The following is a 16,907-nucleotide window of genomic DNA, read 5'->3' as shown; positions in this document are numbered from 1 at the left end:
AACGGACAGGGACAGTGAAAAACGGACGATAACAAATGGCTGGCGACAAGCAGAACCTGCAGGATGCGTTCCTGAACCACGTCCGCAAGGCCAAGGTGCCGGTCACCATCTTCCTGATCAACGGCGTCAAGCTGCAGGGCGTCATCACCTGGTTCGACAATTTCTGCGTGCTCCTGCGCCGCGACGGGCAGTCGCAGCTAGTGTACAAGCACGCGATCAGCACCATCATGCCGGGCCAGCCCATCACCCTCTACGAAGGCGACGATTGATTTGGCCGAACTGACGGAGACCGCAGCCAAGCCGACCCGTGCCTATGTGATCCATCCCGATCTGGGCCGCGCCCGCACGCAGCGGCGCGAGCCCGAGCATGCGCTGGCCGAGGCCGTGTCGCTGGCCCTGGCCCTGCCGGGGATCGAGATGGTCGGCTCCGAGGTCGCCAACCTGCGCGAGCCCAATGCCGGCAAGCTGTTCGGCAAGGGCAAGCTGGCCGAGATCAAGGAGCGTCTTGACCCGCTGGAGGTCGAGCTGGTGCTGATCGACGGGCCGGTGACGCCCGTCCAGCAGCGCAACCTGGAGAAGGACTGGGGCGTCAAGCTGCTGGACCGGACCGGGCTGATCCTGGAGATCTTTGCCGACCGCGCCCGCACCCGCGAGGGCGTGCTGCAGGTCGAGCTGGCGGCGCTGTCCTACCAGCGCACGCGGCTGGTCCGCGCCTGGACCCACCTGGAGCGTCAGCGCGGCGGCCTGGGTTTCGTGGGCGGTCCCGGAGAGACGCAGATCGAGGCCGACCGCCGCGCCATCGACGAGCAGATGACCCGCCTGCGCCGCCAGCTGGAGCGGGTGGTCAAGACGCGCAGCCTGCATCGCGCGGCCCGCGCCAAGGTGCCCTATCCGATCGTGGCGCTGGTGGGCTATACCAACGCCGGGAAATCCACGCTGTTCAACCGCCTGACCGGGGCCGAGGTCTTCGTCAAGGACATGCTGTTCGCGACGCTGGACCCGACCATGCGCGCCATCCGCCTGCCGGATGCGCAGGGGGGCAATTCGGGGCGCAAGATCATCCTGTCGGACACGGTGGGCTTCATCAGCGACCTGCCGACCGAGCTGGTCGCGGCCTTCCGCGCCACGCTGGAGGAGGTGCTGGAGGCCGATCTGATCCTGCATGTCCGCGACATCAGCCATCCCGAGACCGAGGAGCAGGCCCATGACGTGGCCGAGATCCTGGACAGCCTGGGCGTGGACGAGGACGTGGCCGCGATCGAGGTCTGGAACAAGATCGACGCCTTGGGCGCGGACACCCGCGCCGCGCTGCGCCGCACCGATGCGCGCACCGAGGGCGTGCAGGCGGTCAGCGCGCTGACCGGCGAGGGGCTGGACGATTTGATCGCGGCCATCGACCGCCAGCTGGGCGAGGTTCTGGACGAGCCGCGCCTGGAGGAGCGGATGGTCCTGGACTTCGCCGACGGCCGCGCGCGCGCCTGGCTGCACGAGGCCGGCGTGGTCGAGCGCGAGGAGGCGGGCGAGGACGGGCTGCACTTGGCGCTGCGCTGGACGGCGCGGCAGAAAGCGGGATTCGCGGCCTTCACCGGCACGACTGAAGCTCCGGCCGAGAATGACGAGCCTGACGAGCCCCGCAGCGGTGGGTGGCATCCGGCCGACTGAGCCCGTTGCGTCGCGCGACGGCAGCGGGGGGCCAGTCCCCGTCGGCCGCCGGTTCTTGAACCGGTGGCGACCCACCGGCCGACCCCCTGGCCGGGAAGGGGCTGCGCCCCTCCCGGACCCTCCCCGAAATCAGGCGGACATCTCATGCGCCCAGGGCGGGTTGGCGCCGTGGCGGGATACCGTCACCGCAGCGGCCTGCGCGCCGAGCGTCAGCGCCGCGTGGATCTGATCGGCGGTGATCGCCGCGATGGCGTCCTTGGACAGCAGGCCCTGGCGGTCCAGCGAGGCCAGTACGCCCGCGTTGAACGTGTCGCCCGCGCCGATCGTGTCCGCCACGGTCGCGCGCACGGCGGGGGCATGGACCGTCTCTCCGGCCCAGATGGCCTTGGCGCCGGCCTCGCCGCCGGTCTGCAGGACCAGTCGCGGGCCGGTCTCCAGCACCTTATGGGCGGCGTCCTCAGGGGACAGGTCTGGGTGCAGCCATTCCAGATCGTCCGCCGAAAGCTTGACGATGTCGGCCATGGGCAGCAGCCGCGCCAGACGCGCGCGATAGGCGCCCGCATCGGTGATGAAGAAAGGCCGGATGTTCGGGTCGATCATCACCGGCAGCCGGTCGTGGTGCTGCGCGATCAGCGCCTCGATCGTGCCGCCGCAGGGGTCGGGCACCAGGCTGATCCCGCCCGCGAACAGCGCGGTCACCGCATCGGGCAGCGGCCCGATATCCTCGGGCAGCAGCATCCGCCCGGCCGAGCCCTCGTCGTAGAAGGAATAGCGCGCCTCGCCGTTCGTCAGCGTCACCAGGGCCAGCGTGGTCAGCCGGTCGGTGCGCGGGCAGAGGTCGGTGTTCACCCCGGCATCCGCCAGCGGGCGCAGGATCTGGTCGCCGAACGGATCGCGGCTGATCGGCCACAGATAGCCCGTGTCCTGACCGAGCCGGCCAAGCGCGATGGCGGTGTTGTAGACCGCGCCGCCCGCCAGGGGCCGGAACGTGCCGTCCTGCGGCACCATGTCGATCAGCGATTCGCCTGCGCAGAGGATCATGTCCGGCTCCCTTCCGTTCGGTCCCTAGCGGCTGAGATACAGGATGGCTGCTAACGCTACCAGCGCCACGGCGGCGGCGGCGGCGATTTTCCACGCCGACCAGGGGCGTTCCCCCATCACCGCGCCGGTCTGGCCGTTCACCAAGAAGCGGTAGCTTTTCCCGTTGTAGCGATAGGCGGCGGCCCAGATCGGCAGCAGCACATGCTTGAAGGTCTCGTTCGCGAAGCGGCTTTCGACATGCTCGACGCGCTGTTCGGCGCCGCCGATGCTGCGGCGGGCGTCCTGATGGATGACCTGGGCCATCTGCCGCCGCGCGGCGGCATGGCCATCCGACAGGGCGACGGTATAGCCCTCGGCCTGAAAGCCCGACAGGAAGGCCGGGTCGTAATCGGCCAGCGCGGACAGGTCCCACGGCTTCATCGCCTCGGAGAAAGCGGGCGGCAGCGCCGTGGAGGCAGGGATCACCACGTCGTTGAACTGCCGCGCCACCTGACCCGCGACCGGCGTCCAGCGGATGCGGCGCTCCTGCCGGGTGAAGCTTTCGCTGCGCCCGTTCACGGTGCGCCTGTCCTGGACCGTGACGTAATAGGCATCGCCCCGCTGGCCGTGATAGCGGCTTTGGCTGTCGGCATCGAAGGTCCAGAAGGGCGAATAGACCCCCGCCAGCCGCCGGTCCTTGCGCGCATAGGCCGTCAGGCCCGATGGCGCGAACCACAACCGGCCCAGCCAGGCGGTCATCGCCGCCCGCGCCTGCGCCTCGGTCAGCGCGAAGGGCACCACGCCCTGCGGCCGGATGCGCCGGGTGGGGCCGGTATCGGTGACGACGGGCGTCGCGCAGAATGGGCAGGCGCCCGCGTGGTGGTCGGCATCCAGGTCGACCTGCGCGCCGCAATTGGGGCAGGAGAGGGTGCGGACGGTCTGCACGATCTCGGGCGCGCCGCGATAGAGGTCGAGGCCCTGTTCCAGCGGAATCTCGCGCAGCGCGGCCCCGGGCGGGCGTTTGCCGTCACCCCATTGCAACGCCGGGTCGTCGCCGCTGTCGTCGGGCTGCCGCCCGGGGGCGCGGGCGGGGCCGGGACCGATGGTCTGGCGATGGCCGCACCAGTCGCAGACCAGCTCCCGCTGGCCGGGCTGGAAGGTCAGGCTGGCCCCGCACTGGCCGCAGGGAAAGCGGTGTTCGGCCGGGATCATGCGCGGCCCGGATCAGCGGGGCAGGGGCGGGGGCGTGGCACCCAGGACCTGGGCCAGCGCCGGGACCTGTCCGGCCTGCTGCCAGCTCTGCTGCCCTTCGGTCCAGACCAGCGTGGCGGGGGTCAGCCGCCCGTCGGCGACCAGCCGCGCCAGATCGGATTGCGGGAAGGGTCCCGCGGCCGCGCCGTCGATGGCCACGTGCCAGCGCGTCGCGCCCGTGTCGGGCAGGGGCGGGGGCGTTGCGGCGGCGGCCTGCGGGACCGCGCCCCAGGGCCCGCGCATCGTGGCCCCCATGGCGGCACCCATCGCGGCGCCCATGCCGGCGCCCGCGCCGCCGTCGTTGCGGGCGGCGGCCAGCATGGCCTCGGAGGCGGCGTACTGCCCGAAGCGGTCCAGATCGCCGATGATCCCCATGCTGGTGCGCTTGTCCAGCATCGCCTCGACCTCGGCGGGCAGGCTGATGTTCTCGATGTAGAATTCCGGCAGGACCAGGCCATAGGCCTCGATCACCGGGGCGATGGCCTTGGCGACCAGCGCGCCCAGCTGATCGGTGTTGGCGGCCATGTCCAGGACCGGGATGTCGGAGGCGGCGATGGCGCGCGAGAACTCCTGCACGATCACGTTGCGGATCTGGAAGGTGATCTCGTCGCGGGTGAAGTCGCCGTCGGTGCCCACGATCTCGGACACGAAGCGCGCGGGGTCGCCGACCCGCATCGCGTAGGTCCCGAAGGCGCGCAGCCGCACCGGGCCGAACTCCGGATCACGCGCGATGATCGGGTTGCGCGTGCCCCATTTCAGGTCGTTGAAGCGCGTGGTGTCGATGAAGTAGATCTCGGACTTGAACGGGCTGCGGAAGCCGTGGTCCCAGTGCTGCAGCCGCGTCAGCACCGGCAGGTTGTTCGTCTCCAAGAGGTAGAGGCCGGGCTGGAACACGTCGGCCAGCTGTCCCTCATGGACGAAGACCGCGGCCTGACCCTCGCGGACGGTCAGCTTGGCGCCGTACTTGATCGCGCGCCCGACCGTCTCGAAGCGCCAGACCATCGTGTCGCGGTCGTCCGAGGTCCATTCGATGATCTCGATGAACTCTCCGCCCAGGATGTCGAAGATGGACATGGCTTTCCCCAGCTGATCCCGCCCCAGTCTAGGGGCGGGCGGGGGGACGGTTCAAGCGCTCTCGCCCAGCAGTTCGGCGGCGATGCGGCGGACGATGGGGGCGGCCTCGGCATCGCTCATGCCGGGGCGCAGGCGGGGGTCGTAGAGGATCTGCAGCAGCAGCTCGTCATGCCGGGTCAGCAGGGCGAACTCCTCGTCGTCGTTGAAGATCGACGGGCGCGCGGCGGGACTGTCATTGGCCAGGCCCATGCCCTGGGCCAGCTCCTCATGGATGCAGGAGCTGCGCAGCAGCGGCGGCAGCTCGGCCCGGATCACCGCCACGGCGCGGGAATAGTCCGGCGCCGCGCCGTTCGAATAGGCAAAGACCGCGCAGCTGATCGAGGCGGGCAGATCGGTGACCAGCGCCACGTCACGCGCAGGGATCCCCGGCACCAGCGCGCTCAGCCGCGGGCCGATGGCGCGTCGTTCATCCTCATTCAGGACCAAGATGGTAAAGTTGCCGCCCTCGGCGGTCAGCGATACGGGGTGGCGGGTGGTCGCGGACAGGCGTCCTGCGAAATCCGCGATCTCGGAGCGCCAGGCCGGGCGCGAGGCCATGTCGGTCGAGGCGCCGAACTCCAGCTGCATCCGCACCCGCTCCTGCCAGCGGCGCAGCGGCGCGCTGCGGCTCTCGGGTTCCAGCCCACCGGCGGTGTGGCTGTATTCGTCGCGCAGCGCGATGGCCATGAAGTTGCGCGTCAGCGTGTCGGCGTCGATCGGCGCATCCATGGGCACCCGGTCGCGGCGCAGGCGGCCCTGTGCGACCAGGCGGCGTTCGTTCGCGGCATAGAGGTCGCGCTGCGACTGGCTGGCCGGGCTGGGGGCCGCGACGGTTTGGGCTGCGGCGGCATTGGCGGCGCGGTTGCGTTCGGCACGCGCGCGGCGCAGCTCGGCCTGGCGGTCGGCGGCGGCATCGGCTGCCACGGGGCGGGCCAAGGGGCGGTCGCCCGCGACGGTCGGCGGCGCGGCGGTCTGGGCGCAGGCGGCCAGCATCAGTGCGGCCGCGGCCGCGAGAAGGGGCGCGCCCCTCATCGGCCGCGTCCCTGCGGGCCGGGGATCGCGTCCTGACGCGACGTGGCCGAGGCCAGCGCATCGCGCAGCTCGGCCTCCATTCGGGTCAGCTCGGTCTCGGCGGCGGCGCGGCGCGTGCGGCCTTCGTCGGCAATGCGCAGGCTGTCCTCGATGGTCGCGATCAGCTGGGCGTTGGCGGTCTGCACCGCCTGGATGTCGAAGACGCCGCGCTCGGTCTGGGTGCGGATCTGGGCGTTGGCGGCGCGCAGGTTGTCGGCGTTACGGGTCAGCAGCTCGTTGGTCAGATCGCCCGCCTCCTTGACCGCGCGGGCGGCCTCGGCGCTGCGCTGGATGGTGACGGCCTGGGCGAGCTGCGTCTCCCACAGCGGCACGGTGTTCACCAGGGTCGAGTTGATCTTGGTGACCAGCGACTTGTCGTTCTCCTGGACCAGCCGGATCGAGGGCAGCGACTGCATGGTCACCTGCCGCGTCAGCTTCAGGTCGTGGACGCGCCGCTCCAGATCGTCGCGCAGCGTGCGCAGGTCGCGCAGCTCCTGCGCCTCGATCAGCTGATCGGGCTCGGGGCGGGCGGCCAGTTCGGCTTCCTTGGCGGGGATGGTCTCGCGGTCCAGCTCGGCCAGCTTCTCGGTGCCCGCCGCGATGTAGAGCGCCAGCTCGTCATAGAAGGCCAGCGTGCGGTCGTAGAGCATGTCCAGCGACCGGATGTCCTTCAGCAGCTTCTGCTCATGGCCCTCCAGTTCGGCCGTGATGCGGTCGATCTGGGTCTGCACCTGTTCGTAATTGGCGACGAACTTGGCGAAGGGGGCGGATCGGCCCAGCAGCTTCTCCCACCAGCTGCGGCTGCGGCGCATGTCCAGCTCGGTGGTGGAGAATCCGCGGATCGTGGTCACGACCTCGCGCAGGCTGTCGCCGGCGGGGCCGACCTCCTTCGTCTTGACGTCGGACAGCATCGCCTGGCTGATCTGCTGCAGGTCGGCCTGGGCGCGGGTGCCGAAGCGCAGGATGGACTGGCTGTCCTTCAGGTCGATCTCGGCCATGCGGGCGCGGATCGCGGCCTGCGTCCTGGGGTCGGCATCGGAGAGGTCGCGGGGTTCGGGTGCGGGATCGGGCAGCGTCTGCCCCGTCAGCGCGTCGATCTGGGCCTGGGCGGCCTCGGCGCGGCGTTTCGTCTCGTCACTCATCAATCGTCCCCTTGGTCAGGCCCGCGAAGGCATTGGGCCCGACCGCAGAATATGGCGAATTTCCGCCCGTTCAACGGGAAGCGGTGCGGAAAGTTTCACCCGGTGTCGGGGCGGCCACAGGGGGTGGTGCGGATGGGCCACAAGCGCGGCCCATCCGGAACGGTCATGCCACGCGGCTGTCCGAGCGGGCGGGGGCATAGAAGGCATCGCCCCGGTCGGCCATCTCGCGCAGCATCCGCGGCGCGGTGAAGCGGGCGCCGAAGCGCGCCGTCAGGTCGTCGCAGATGGCGACCGCCCGGTCCGCGCCCAGGATGTCCAGCCAGCCGAACGGCCCGCCCGACCAGGGCGCATAGCCCCAGCCCAGAATCGCGCCCACGTCGCCCTCGCGGATATCCTCCAACACGCCCTCCTCCAGCGCGCGCACGGCCTCCAGGGTCTGCGCGAACATCAGGCGGTGCTGGACGTCCTCCAGCGTGGGCTGGTCGTCGGCACGCGGGAAGCGCGCGTCCAGACCCTCCCACAGGCCCTGCCGCTTGCCCGCCTCGTCATACGCGTAGAAGCCCGATTTCGACTTGCGGCCCATGCGGCCCTGATCGGCCATCCAGAACAGCACCGCGTCGACCGCGTCGTCGGGATAGGCGTCGCCCATCGCGGCCTTGGTGGCCTTGGCGATCTTGACGCCCAGGTCGATCGAGGTCTCATCGACCAGCTGCAGCGGACCGAGCGGCATGCCCATCATCTTGGCGGCGTTCTCGATCAGCGTGGGGTTCACGCCCTCGGCCACCATGCGGATCCCCTCGTTGATGTAGGGGATGATGCAGCGGTTGGCATAGAAGAACCGCTCGTCGTTGACGACGATGGGGGTCTTGCGGATCTGGCGCACGAAATCCAGGGCCTTGGCGACGGCCACCGGGCCGGTCTGTTTGCCCTTGATGATCTCGACCAGCGCCATCTTGTCCACCGGGCTGAAGAAGTGGATGCCGATGAACTGCTCGGGCCGCGCGCTGGCACGCGCCAAGTCGCTGATCGGAAGGGTCGAGGTGTTGGTGGCAAAGATCGCACCGGACGGGATCACGGCTTCGGCCTTCTTCGTCACCTCGGCCTTGACCGACGGGTCCTCGAAGACCGCCTCGACGATCAGATCGCAACCCTCAAGGGCCGCGTAATCGGTCGTGGCGGTGATGCGGGCCAGAACCTCGGCCTTCTTCTCCTCGGTCGCCCTCTTGCGGCTGATGGCCTTGTCCAGAAGGCCCGTCGAATAGGCCTTGCCGCGGTCCGCGCTCTCCTGCGCGGCGTCGATCAGCACGACCTCGATCCCGGCCATGGCGCTGACATAGGCGATGCCCGCGCCCATCATGCCCGCGCCCAGGATGCCGACCTTGCGGACGGACTGGTCGGGTGCCTCGGGGCGGTTCGCGCCCTTCTCCAGGGCCTCCTTATTGATGAACAGGCTGCGGATCATCGCGGTGGAGGACGGGTTCATCAGCACATGCGTGAACCAGCGCGCCTCGATCCTCAGCGCTTGGTCGAAGGGCACCTGCGCCCCCTCGTAGACCGCCGACAGCAGCGCCTTGGCCGCCGGATAGACGCCCATCGTCTTGCCATGCACCATCGCGGAGGCGCCGACGAAGGTCATGAAGCCCGCCGGATGGAACGGCTCTCCTCCGGGCATCTTGTAGCCTTTGGCGTCCCAGGGCTTGACGATGTCGGCATCGGTCGCCGACAGCACCCAGGCCCTGGCGGCGGCCAGCGGGTCCTCCACGACCTCGTCGATCAGACCGGCGGCCTTGGCCTTCTTCGGGTCCGACAGCTTGCCCTCCAGCAGGAAGGGCGCGGCCATCATCGCGCCCAGCTTGCGGGCCAGACGCGTCGTGCCGCCCGCGCCGGGGAAGATGCCGACCATGATCTCGGGCAGGCCGATCTTGGCCTTGGGGTTGTCTGCGGCAAAGATGCGATGAGTCGCCAGCGGCAGCTCCAGCCCGATGCCGAGCGCGGTGCCGGGCAGGGCGGCCGCGATCGGCTTGCCGCCCTTCTTGGTCTTGGGGTCCATCCCCGCCAGTTCGATTTTGCGCAGCAGGTGATGCAGCGTCATGACGCCGTCGAAGACGCCCTGCGCGCCGTTCGCGTCCTTCATGCCCGCGATGACCTTGAGGTCCATCCCGGCGGCGAAGTCCTTCTTGCCGCTGGTGATGACGATGCCCTTGACGGTCTCGTCGGCCAGCGCGTCGTCGATCAGCCCGCCCAGGGCGGTCGCGCCGTCCATCGACAGCACGTTCATCGACTTGCCCGGCACGTCCCAGGTGATGATCGCGACGCCGTCGGCGCCCTTCTCCATCGTGAAATCGGTCATGTTCTCTCTCCCTCGGTCGGATAGGGGGTTCCGTCCAGATGCGTATAGCCCTGCGGCGTGTCCAGCAGGTCCAGTCCGGGGTAATGGCAGGTGTTCCGGGGGTCCCGGCTGCCCGCGATCAGATAGGTGGCGGGCGCGCCGGTGTGGTTGCGCAGGCAATGGGCGACCGGATCGCCCGCCTTCCACGCGCAGGCGTCGCCCGGATGCAGCACGGTCTCTACGCCGTCCTCGATGACGGTCAGGCTGCCCTCCAGCAGATAGAGGAACTCGTCCTCGTGGCTTTCCCAATGCGGCTGGCTGGACTGCCGGCCCGGATGCAGCGTCTCCAGCGCGATGCCGAATTGCGTCAGCCCGCCGACCTCGGTCAGGTGGCGATAGTGCAGGTGGCCGCGGCCCAGGCCGAAGGGGGCCGGATAGTCCGACACCCCCTCGGTCAGCGCCACGTTGTCCTTGCGCAGCACGGTCATCAGACGCGTTCGATGATCGTGGCCGCGCCCATGCCGGACGCGATGCACAGGGTGGCCAGGCCGACCTGCTTGTCCTGGCGCTCAAGCTCGTCCAGCAGGGTGCCGATGATGATCGCGCCGGTGGCGCCCAGGGGGTGCCCCATCGCGATGGAGCCGCCGTTCACGTTGACCTTGGAATGATCGACGTTGAAGGCCTGCATGAAGCGCAGCACGACCGAGGCGAAGGCCTCGTTGACCTCGAACAGGTCGATGTCGCCGATGGCCATGCCGCTGTCCTTCAGGATCTTCTCGGTCACGGGCACCGGGCCGGTCAGCATGATCGTGGGATCGGTGCCGATCTTGGCGGTGGCGCGGATGCGGGCGCGCGGCTTGAGGCAATGGGTGCGGCCGAATTCCGCGTTCCCGATCAGCACGGCCGCCGCCCCGTCCACGATGCCCGAGGAGTTCCCGGCATGGTGGATGTGGTCGATATGGGTCAGATGCGGATATTTCAGCAGCGCGACCTTGTCGAAGCCGGGCATCATCTCGCCCATCTCCTTGAAGGCGGGCTTCAGCTTTGCCAGGTCATCCGCCGTGGTGCCGGGGCGCATGTATTCGTCGCGGTCCAGGATCGTCAGGCCGTTCTGGTCCAGAACGGGGACGATGGACTTTGCAAAGCGACCTTCGGCCCAGGCCTGCGCCGCGCGGCGCTGGCTTTCCAGCGCCAGGGCGTCGGCATCGGCGCGGGTGAAGCCGTATTCGGTCGCGATGATGTCGGCGCTGATGCCCTGCGGCACGAAATAGGACTTCATCGCCAGGCTGGGATCGACGGCAATGGCGGCGCCGTCGCTGCCCATGGCGACGCGGCCCATCATCTCGACCCCGCCGGCGATATAGGCCTGGCCCGCGCCGCCCTTAATCTGGTTGGCGGCCAGGTTCACGGCCTCCATGCCGCTGGCGCAGAAGCGGTTGATCGACAGGCCCGGGATGCGCTCGTCCAGGTCCGAGGCCAGAACGGCGCTGCGCGCGAGACAGCCGCCCTGCTCCTTGACCTGGGTAACGTTGCCCCAGATCACATCCTCGACCGCATGGCCTTCAATGCCGTTGCGCGCCTTGACGGCGTTCAGCAGGCGGGCGGACAGGGCCAGCGACGTGACCTCGTGCAGGCTGCCGTCGGGGCGGCCTTTGCCGCGCGGAGTGCGCGCTGCGTCATAGATGAATGCGTCGGTCATGGTTCCTCCTAGATCGCCCGGATGGCGCCGGGCCGAAACGGCCGGGGGGCTTCGCGCCCCCCGGACCCCCCGCGGGATATTTTCATGAAGAAGAAGGGGCGGGTTAACCCTTTCTCAACGATTCGCCCTGAAGCTGGCGGGTGCGGGACAGGCTGGGAAGCCGATGACCGCTGAAGGAGAAGTCCCCGGTCCGCGCATGATGCCGATGGCCGCGCGCGGGCCGGGGATGCTTCTTCTTCACTCAAATATCCCCGCCGGAGGCATCCGGATCATCGGCCCGCGCGACGGTCGCGCGGGCTCGACAAGGGATCAGAACGCCTCCGCTTCCAGCTCCATCACGGTGGCCGCGCCGGATTGGATGCGGGCCAGGTGTGTGGCCGTCATCGGCAGCTGACGCTTCATGTAGTAGCGTCCCGTGGCCAGCTTGGTCTTGTAGAACGCCTGATCGCCGGCGCCTTCCTCCAGCGCCTTGCGTGCCGCGACCGCCATGCGCGCCCACATGAAGCCCAGCGTGACGTGGCCGAACAGGTGCATGAAGTCGTAGCTGCCCGACAGCGCGTCGTTCGGGTTCTTCATTCCGCGTTCCATGAAGAACATCGACGCCGCCTGCAGGTCCTTGGACGCGGCCTTCAGCGGGTCGATGAAGTCGGCGGCCAGGGCCTCGTTGCCGGACTGCTCCTTGCAGAAGGATTTCACCATGTCGAAAAAGGCCATGACATGCTTGCCGCCGTCCTGGGCCAGCTTGCGGCCGACCAGGTCCAGCGCCTGCACGCCGTTCGCGCCTTCGTAGATCATGGTGATGCGGGCGTCGCGGACGAACTGGCTCATGCCCCATTCCTCGACATAGCCGTGGCCGCCGAAGACCTGCTGGGCCAGCACCGTCGCCTCGAAGCCCTTGTCGGTCAGGAAGCCCTTGATGACCGGCGTCATCAGCGACACCAGCCCCTCGGCGTCCTTGTCGCCGGCCAAGTGGCCGCGGTCGATCAGATGTGCGCCCCACAGCGCCAGCGCACGAGCGCCCTCAATGAAGCTCTTCTGGTCCAGCAGGCTGCGGCGGATGTCGGGATGCACGATCAGCGGATCGGCGGCGCCCTGCGGATTCTGCGCGCCGGTCACCGCACGGCCCTGAAGGCGGTCCTTGGCATAGGCCAGCGCATTCTGATAGGCGGGCACCGCCGCGGCATAGCCCTGCAGGCCCACGCCCAGACGCGCCTCGTTCATCATGGTGAACATGGCGCGCATGCCCTTGTGCAGGTCGCCCAAGAGCCAGCCCTTGGCTCCGTCATAGTTCATCACGCAGGTAGCGTTGCCGTGGATGCCCATCTTGTGCTCCAGCGCGCCCACGGACACGCCGTTGCGGTCGCCCAGAGAGCCGTCCGCGTTCACCAGGAACTTCGGCACGATGAACAGGCTGATGCCCTTGGTGCCCTCGCCGCCGCCCGGCGCCTTGGCCAGGACCAGATGGACCACGTTCTCGGCCATGTCGTGATCGCCGGCCGAAATGAAGATCTTCTGGCCCGTGATCAGGTAGCTGCCGTCATCCTGCGGTTCCGCCTTGGTGCGCAAGAGGCCCAGATCGGTGCCGCAATGGGGCTCGGTCAGGTTCATCGTGCCGGTCCAGTCGCAGCTGACCATCTTGGGCAGCCAGGTCCGCTTCTGGTCGTCGGTGCCGTGGGCGTGGATCGCGGAATAGGCGCCGTGGGTCAGGCCCTGATACATGTTGAAGGCCATGTTGGCCGACACGAACATCTCTCCGGTGGCCACGCCCATCGTGTAGGGCATGCCCTGGCCGCCATATTCGGGGTCGCAGTCCAGCGCGGTCCAGCCGCCTTCCTTGACCTGCTCGAAGGCCTCGCGGAAGCCCTTGGGGGTGCGCACGACACCGTTCTCCAGCACGCAGCCCTCCTGGTCGCCGGACAGGTTCAGCGGCGCCAGCACCTCGGAGGACAGCTTGCCCGCGGCCTCCAGCACGGCCTCGGTGAAGTCGGGGGCCAGCTCGTCATGGCCGGGCAGGTCGGTTTGCGACAGGTTCAGAACATCGTGCAGGACGAACTGCAGGTCGCGGATCGGGGGCGTGTAGGTCGGCATGTCGATATCCTCTACGGCTGTTCGGTGGGGGCTGCGGAAAGCCGGGTCCGGGCGTCCTCGATCTGGCTCCGAAGGTCGGCGATCGCCTCGCGCAGTTCGGCGTAATGACGCTCCATGTCGGCCAGGCGGTCGTGGCCCACCGCGATGGTGGCCGCGATCTGGGCGCGGTTGCCGCCGCCCGGCTCATAGAGTTCCAGCAGCTGGCGGATCTGCTCCAGACTGAAGCCGAAGCGCTTGCCGCGCAGGATCAGCGTCAGCCGCGCCCGGTCGCGCCGGTCATAGAGCCGGTGCTGCCCGCGGCGCTGCGGAAAGATCAGCTCGCGCGCCTCGTAGAAGCGCAGCGTGCGCGGCGTGACGTCGAAGGCGTCGCACATCTGCCGGATGGTCATCAGATCGTCGGACATGGGGTGCGGCTCCTCCTCAAACCGGCTTTCCGTCCTCAACCCACCATAACCCCAAGTTGACGCAAACGTAAGCAGGACGCGGCGTCACGGCGGGGGCTGCCGCCGCGTCACGACATGCGGTCCAACTCTTCGACTGTGGTGCGGCGCAGCTGGTCCAGATCGGCCCGCGCGGCGGTCAGCTCGGCGATCTGCCCGTCCAGCACGGCCAGCTGACGGTCGGCCATGTCGATCCAGACCTGATACTGCTCGCGCGAGCCCTGTCTGTCATAGATCTGCAGCCACTGGCGGATCTCCTCCAGGCTGAAGCCGAAGCGGCGGCCGCGCAGGATCAGCGTCATCCGCGCCACCTCGCGCGGGCCGTAGAAGCGCGCGCGCCCCTCCTTCCGGGGGGCCAGCAGCTCGATGTATTCGTAATAGCGCAGCGTGCGCGGCGTCACGTCGAAGCGCGCGCACATCTCCTTGAAACTGATCCGGTCCTCGGTCACCCGTGGCCTCCTGCACGATTTCCCTTTGCGTCAACCTAAGCACAGCCGCATGCTTTCTCAACCGAATCGCGCGGGCCGGGGTTGCGCCGGATGCGCGCGGGACGCTACCGAGTGGCAAGGCGGCCGGGTGCGCACCCGGCCCAGCAAGGATGGCCCCGATGACCGACCCGACCGATCACGCCCGCATCGCCCAGCAGTTCATCGAGGCGATCCCCCACGCCCGCGCCCTGGGCATGCGCGTCGATGAGATCGGGCAGGGCCGTGCGGTCATCAGCATGCCCTGGGCCGAGCATCTGGTCGGCGATCCGCGCACCGGTGTCATCCATGGCGGGGTCGTCTCGGCGCTGATGGACACCTGCTGCGGGGCGGCGGTGATGGCGCATCCGACGAACCCGCGTTCGACCGCGACGATCGATCTGCGCATCGACTACATGCGGGCCGCGACGCCGGGGCAGCGCATCACCGCGCGGGCCGAATGCTATCACATGACCCGCAGCGTGGCCTTCCTGCGCGCCGTGGCCCTGGACGAGGACGAGGCCAACCCCGTGGCCTCGGCCACCGGTGCCTTCACGGCGGAGCGCTGATCATGGCCGACCGCAACGAACCCCTCCATCAGATCAAGTCGCGCCGCGATTCCGCGCTGGCCGCGCTGGTCACCGGCGTGCCCTACATGACCTGGCTGGGCATCCGCTTCGACCGCCGCGGAGATGAGCTGACCGCCATCCTGCCTTATGACGACAAGCTGATCGGCAACCCGATGCTGCCCGCGATCCATGGCGGCGTCACGGCGGCCTTCCTGGAGGTCACCGCAATCATCGAACTGGCCTGGACCGCCATGTGGGAGGACCTGGAATCGGGCCGGATCGCGCCGGACGCGGCGGTGCCCGACAGCCTGCCGCGCCTGCCCAAGACCATCGACTTCACCGTGGACTATCTGCGCTCGGGCCTGCCGCGGGACGCCTATGCGCGGGCCCGGGTGGTGCGGTCGGGGCGGCGCTATGCCAGCGTGCATGTCGAGGCCTGGCAGGACAACCGCGCGCGGCTGATGGCCCAGGCCACCGGGCATTTCCTGATGCCGCAGCCTTGACGGCGCTGACCCACGGCCGGGTGCTGCGCATCGCGGCGCCCATCGTGCTGTCGAACCTGACGGTGCCGCTGCTGGGTCTGGTCGATACCGGCGTCGTGGGACAGCTGGGCCAGCCGCAGGCCATCGGCGCGGTTGGCATCGGCGCGGTCATCCTGACCTCGATCTACTGGATCTTCGGGTTCCTGCGCATGGGCACGTCGGGGCTGGTGGCGCAGGCCCATGGCGCGGGCGACGCGCCCGAGGTGGGCGCCCATCTGCTGCGCGCGCTGACCATCGCGGCGGGGGCGGGGCTGGTCTTCGTCGCGCTGCAGGTGCCAATCTTTGCGCTTGCCTTCCGGCTGGCGCCTGCCTCGGACGCGGTCGAGGCGCTGGCCCGCGACTATCTGGCGATCCGCATCTGGGGCGCGCCCGCGACCATCGGCCTCTATGCGATTACCGGCTGGCTGATCGCGGTCGAGCGCACGCGGGCGGTGCTGGGCCTGCAGCTGATGCAGAACGGGCTGAACCTGGCGCTGGACCTGTGGTTCGTGCTGGGGGTGGGCCTGGGCGTCGCGGGGGTGGCCTGGGCCACGCTGATCGCCGAGTTGTCGGGCCTGGCCCTGGGCCTGTGGCTGGCGCGCGGCGTGCTGGCGCAGGCGCGGCGCGCGGCGGGGCTCTGGGCGGGGGACCGGCTGGCGCGGCTGGTGCGGGTGAACGGCGATATCATGATCCGCTCGGTCCTGCTGCAGGGCTGCATGACCAGCTTCCTGTTCCTGGGAGCGGGGCAGGGCGACGTGCCGCTGGCCGCCAATCAGGTCCTGCTGCAGTTCCTGGCCCTGACCGCCTATGCGCTGGACGGCTTCGCCTTCGCGGCCGAGAGCCTGGTGGGGCAGGCTGTCGGCGCGCGGCGCCCCGAGCGGGTGCGGCGTGCCGCGCGGCTGGCATCGGCCTGGGGGCTGGCCGGGGCGGCGGTGCTGGGGGTTCTGTTCGCCATAGGCGGCGGCGCGATCATCGACCTGCTGACCACCTCGCCCGAGGTGCGGCAGACGGCGCGGGACTATCTGCCCTGGCTGGTCGCGGCGCCGCTGGTTGGGGTCGCGGGCTGGATGCTGGACGGCATCTTCATCGGCGCCACCCTGACGCGCGAGATGCGAGTCGCGATGATCCAGTCCGTCGCCGTCTTCCTGCTGGGTGTACTGATCCTGCCGCCGGTCCTGGGCAATCACGGCCTCTGGGCGGCGCTGACGGCTCTGAACCTGGCGCGCGCCGCGACCATGCTGCGCCTCTATCCCCGCGCCGAGCGGGCCGCGGAGCCATGACGATCGTCGATGCCGAACGCCTGTGTCCAGGTCCTGACCGCGGTTGCTCACGGGAGTGACCAGTGGCCACGACCGGATCGCGGGCTCCGGCCTGTCCATCACTCGACGATGAGCGGCAACGAGAGATCGGGAATTGCGCGCGGTCGGGAGGGAATCCTTCCCATCCGTTATTTTTTGCATTTACCCAAGATGGGGAAGGTGCGTCGCATTGGAAAATCAATGCCATGCAATAGGGAGCTGTTCGCTGACCTGGGTAGC

Annotated in this window: 16 protein-coding genes; 5 read left to right on the top strand and 11 right to left on the bottom strand. The window is 69.2% G+C overall.

Translation table 11 applies throughout. The features are described from left to right. Positions 1 to 35 precede the first annotated feature (35 nt). Together hfq and hflX are read left to right on the top strand one after the other, a co-directional pair. The gene (hfq, locus tag AC2SGK_RS09395) at positions 36 to 269 is read left to right on the top strand and encodes an RNA chaperone Hfq (protein ID WP_119885907.1); all 234 of its coding nucleotides are present in this window, start codon (positions 36 to 38) and stop codon (positions 267 to 269) included. Position 270: 1 nt separating this feature from the next. Then, positions 271 to 1,662: a GTPase HflX gene (gene hflX, locus AC2SGK_RS09390; protein WP_488323307.1), complete on the top strand. Its 1,392-nt coding sequence runs from the start codon at positions 271 to 273 to the stop codon at positions 1,660 to 1,662. A 129-nt stretch (positions 1,663 to 1,791) separates the two neighbouring features. Here hflX and AC2SGK_RS09385 read toward each other — a convergent pair whose 3' ends face one another. The 11 genes from AC2SGK_RS09385 to AC2SGK_RS09335 all read right to left on the bottom strand — a co-directional run bounded on the left by AC2SGK_RS09385 (position 1,792) and on the right by AC2SGK_RS09335 (position 14,264). Further along, positions 1,792 to 2,703 (bottom strand): carbohydrate kinase family protein, encoded by a 912-nt coding sequence (locus tag AC2SGK_RS09385; protein WP_488323306.1) that lies wholly within the window; start codon positions 2,701 to 2,703, stop codon positions 1,792 to 1,794. A 24-nt stretch (positions 2,704 to 2,727) separates the two neighbouring features. Next, positions 2,728 to 3,894 (bottom strand): TFIIB-type zinc ribbon-containing protein, encoded by a 1,167-nt coding sequence (locus AC2SGK_RS09380; protein ID WP_488323305.1) that lies wholly within the window; start codon positions 3,892 to 3,894, stop codon positions 2,728 to 2,730. Between the two features lie 12 nt (positions 3,895 to 3,906). Continuing rightward, complete coding sequence (locus tag AC2SGK_RS09375; RefSeq protein ID WP_488323304.1) at positions 3,907 to 5,007, bottom strand: SPFH domain-containing protein; 1,101 nt, start codon at positions 5,005 to 5,007, stop codon at positions 3,907 to 3,909. Between the two features lie 51 nt (positions 5,008 to 5,058). Next, positions 5,059 to 6,078 (bottom strand): DUF2927 domain-containing protein, encoded by a 1,020-nt coding sequence (locus AC2SGK_RS09370; protein WP_488323303.1) that lies wholly within the window; start codon positions 6,076 to 6,078, stop codon positions 5,059 to 5,061. Then, complete coding sequence (locus AC2SGK_RS09365) at positions 6,075 to 7,259, bottom strand: toxic anion resistance protein (protein ID WP_488323302.1); 1,185 nt, start codon at positions 7,257 to 7,259, stop codon at positions 6,075 to 6,077. The genes AC2SGK_RS09370 and AC2SGK_RS09365 overlap by 4 nt, the downstream gene beginning before the upstream one ends. A gap of 163 nt (positions 7,260 to 7,422) precedes the next feature. Beyond that, the gene (locus AC2SGK_RS09360; RefSeq protein ID WP_488323301.1) at positions 7,423 to 9,609 is read right to left on the bottom strand and encodes a 3-hydroxyacyl-CoA dehydrogenase NAD-binding domain-containing protein; all 2,187 of its coding nucleotides are present in this window, start codon (positions 9,607 to 9,609) and stop codon (positions 7,423 to 7,425) included. Continuing rightward, on the bottom strand, positions 9,606 to 10,076 hold the full coding sequence (locus AC2SGK_RS09355; RefSeq protein ID WP_488323300.1) for a cupin domain-containing protein: 471 nt from the start codon (positions 10,074 to 10,076) through the stop codon (positions 9,606 to 9,608). The genes AC2SGK_RS09360 and AC2SGK_RS09355 overlap by 4 nt, the downstream gene beginning before the upstream one ends. After that, entirely contained in the window at positions 10,076 to 11,287 is a 1,212-nt protein-coding gene (locus AC2SGK_RS09350; RefSeq protein WP_488323299.1) for an acetyl-CoA C-acetyltransferase, read from the bottom strand. Before AC2SGK_RS09350 ends, AC2SGK_RS09355 begins: the two co-directional genes overlap by 1 nt. 309 nt (positions 11,288 to 11,596) lie before the next feature. Beyond that, positions 11,597 to 13,375 carry an acyl-CoA dehydrogenase C-terminal domain-containing protein gene (locus AC2SGK_RS09345; RefSeq protein ID WP_488323298.1) on the bottom strand — a complete coding sequence of 593 codons (1,779 nt, stop codon included), beginning with the start codon at positions 13,373 to 13,375 and terminating at the stop codon, positions 11,597 to 11,599. An 11-nt stretch (positions 13,376 to 13,386) separates the two neighbouring features. Next, positions 13,387 to 13,779: a MerR family transcriptional regulator gene (locus AC2SGK_RS09340; protein WP_488323297.1), complete on the bottom strand. Its 393-nt coding sequence runs from the start codon at positions 13,777 to 13,779 to the stop codon at positions 13,387 to 13,389. A 107-nt stretch (positions 13,780 to 13,886) separates the two neighbouring features. Further along, positions 13,887 to 14,264, bottom strand: a complete 378-nt coding sequence (locus AC2SGK_RS09335; protein ID WP_488323296.1) for a MerR family transcriptional regulator — start codon at positions 14,262 to 14,264, stop codon at positions 13,887 to 13,889. A gap of 158 nt (positions 14,265 to 14,422) precedes the next feature. On the opposite strand from AC2SGK_RS09335, the gene AC2SGK_RS09330 reads away from it, so the two are divergent. From AC2SGK_RS09330 to AC2SGK_RS09320, 3 genes are read left to right on the top strand one after another with little or no spacing between them, the layout of a single operon-like run. Then, the gene (locus AC2SGK_RS09330; RefSeq protein ID WP_411838736.1) at positions 14,423 to 14,848 is read left to right on the top strand and encodes a PaaI family thioesterase; all 426 of its coding nucleotides are present in this window, start codon (positions 14,423 to 14,425) and stop codon (positions 14,846 to 14,848) included. Positions 14,849 to 14,850: 2 nt separating this feature from the next. After that, positions 14,851 to 15,351 (top strand): PaaI family thioesterase, encoded by a 501-nt coding sequence (locus AC2SGK_RS09325; protein ID WP_488323295.1) that lies wholly within the window; start codon positions 14,851 to 14,853, stop codon positions 15,349 to 15,351. Further along, positions 15,348 to 16,649: an MATE family efflux transporter gene (locus AC2SGK_RS09320; RefSeq protein WP_488323294.1), complete on the top strand. Its 1,302-nt coding sequence runs from the start codon at positions 15,348 to 15,350 to the stop codon at positions 16,647 to 16,649. Before AC2SGK_RS09325 ends, AC2SGK_RS09320 begins: the two co-directional genes overlap by 4 nt. Positions 16,650 to 16,907 lie beyond the last annotated feature (258 nt).

The organism is Paracoccus sp. NIOT.M2S5SZ12 (assembly GCF_057748165.1).
The sequence above is the reverse complement of the archived record's forward strand: the minus strand, read 5'-3'. Positions and strand labels throughout refer to the sequence as shown.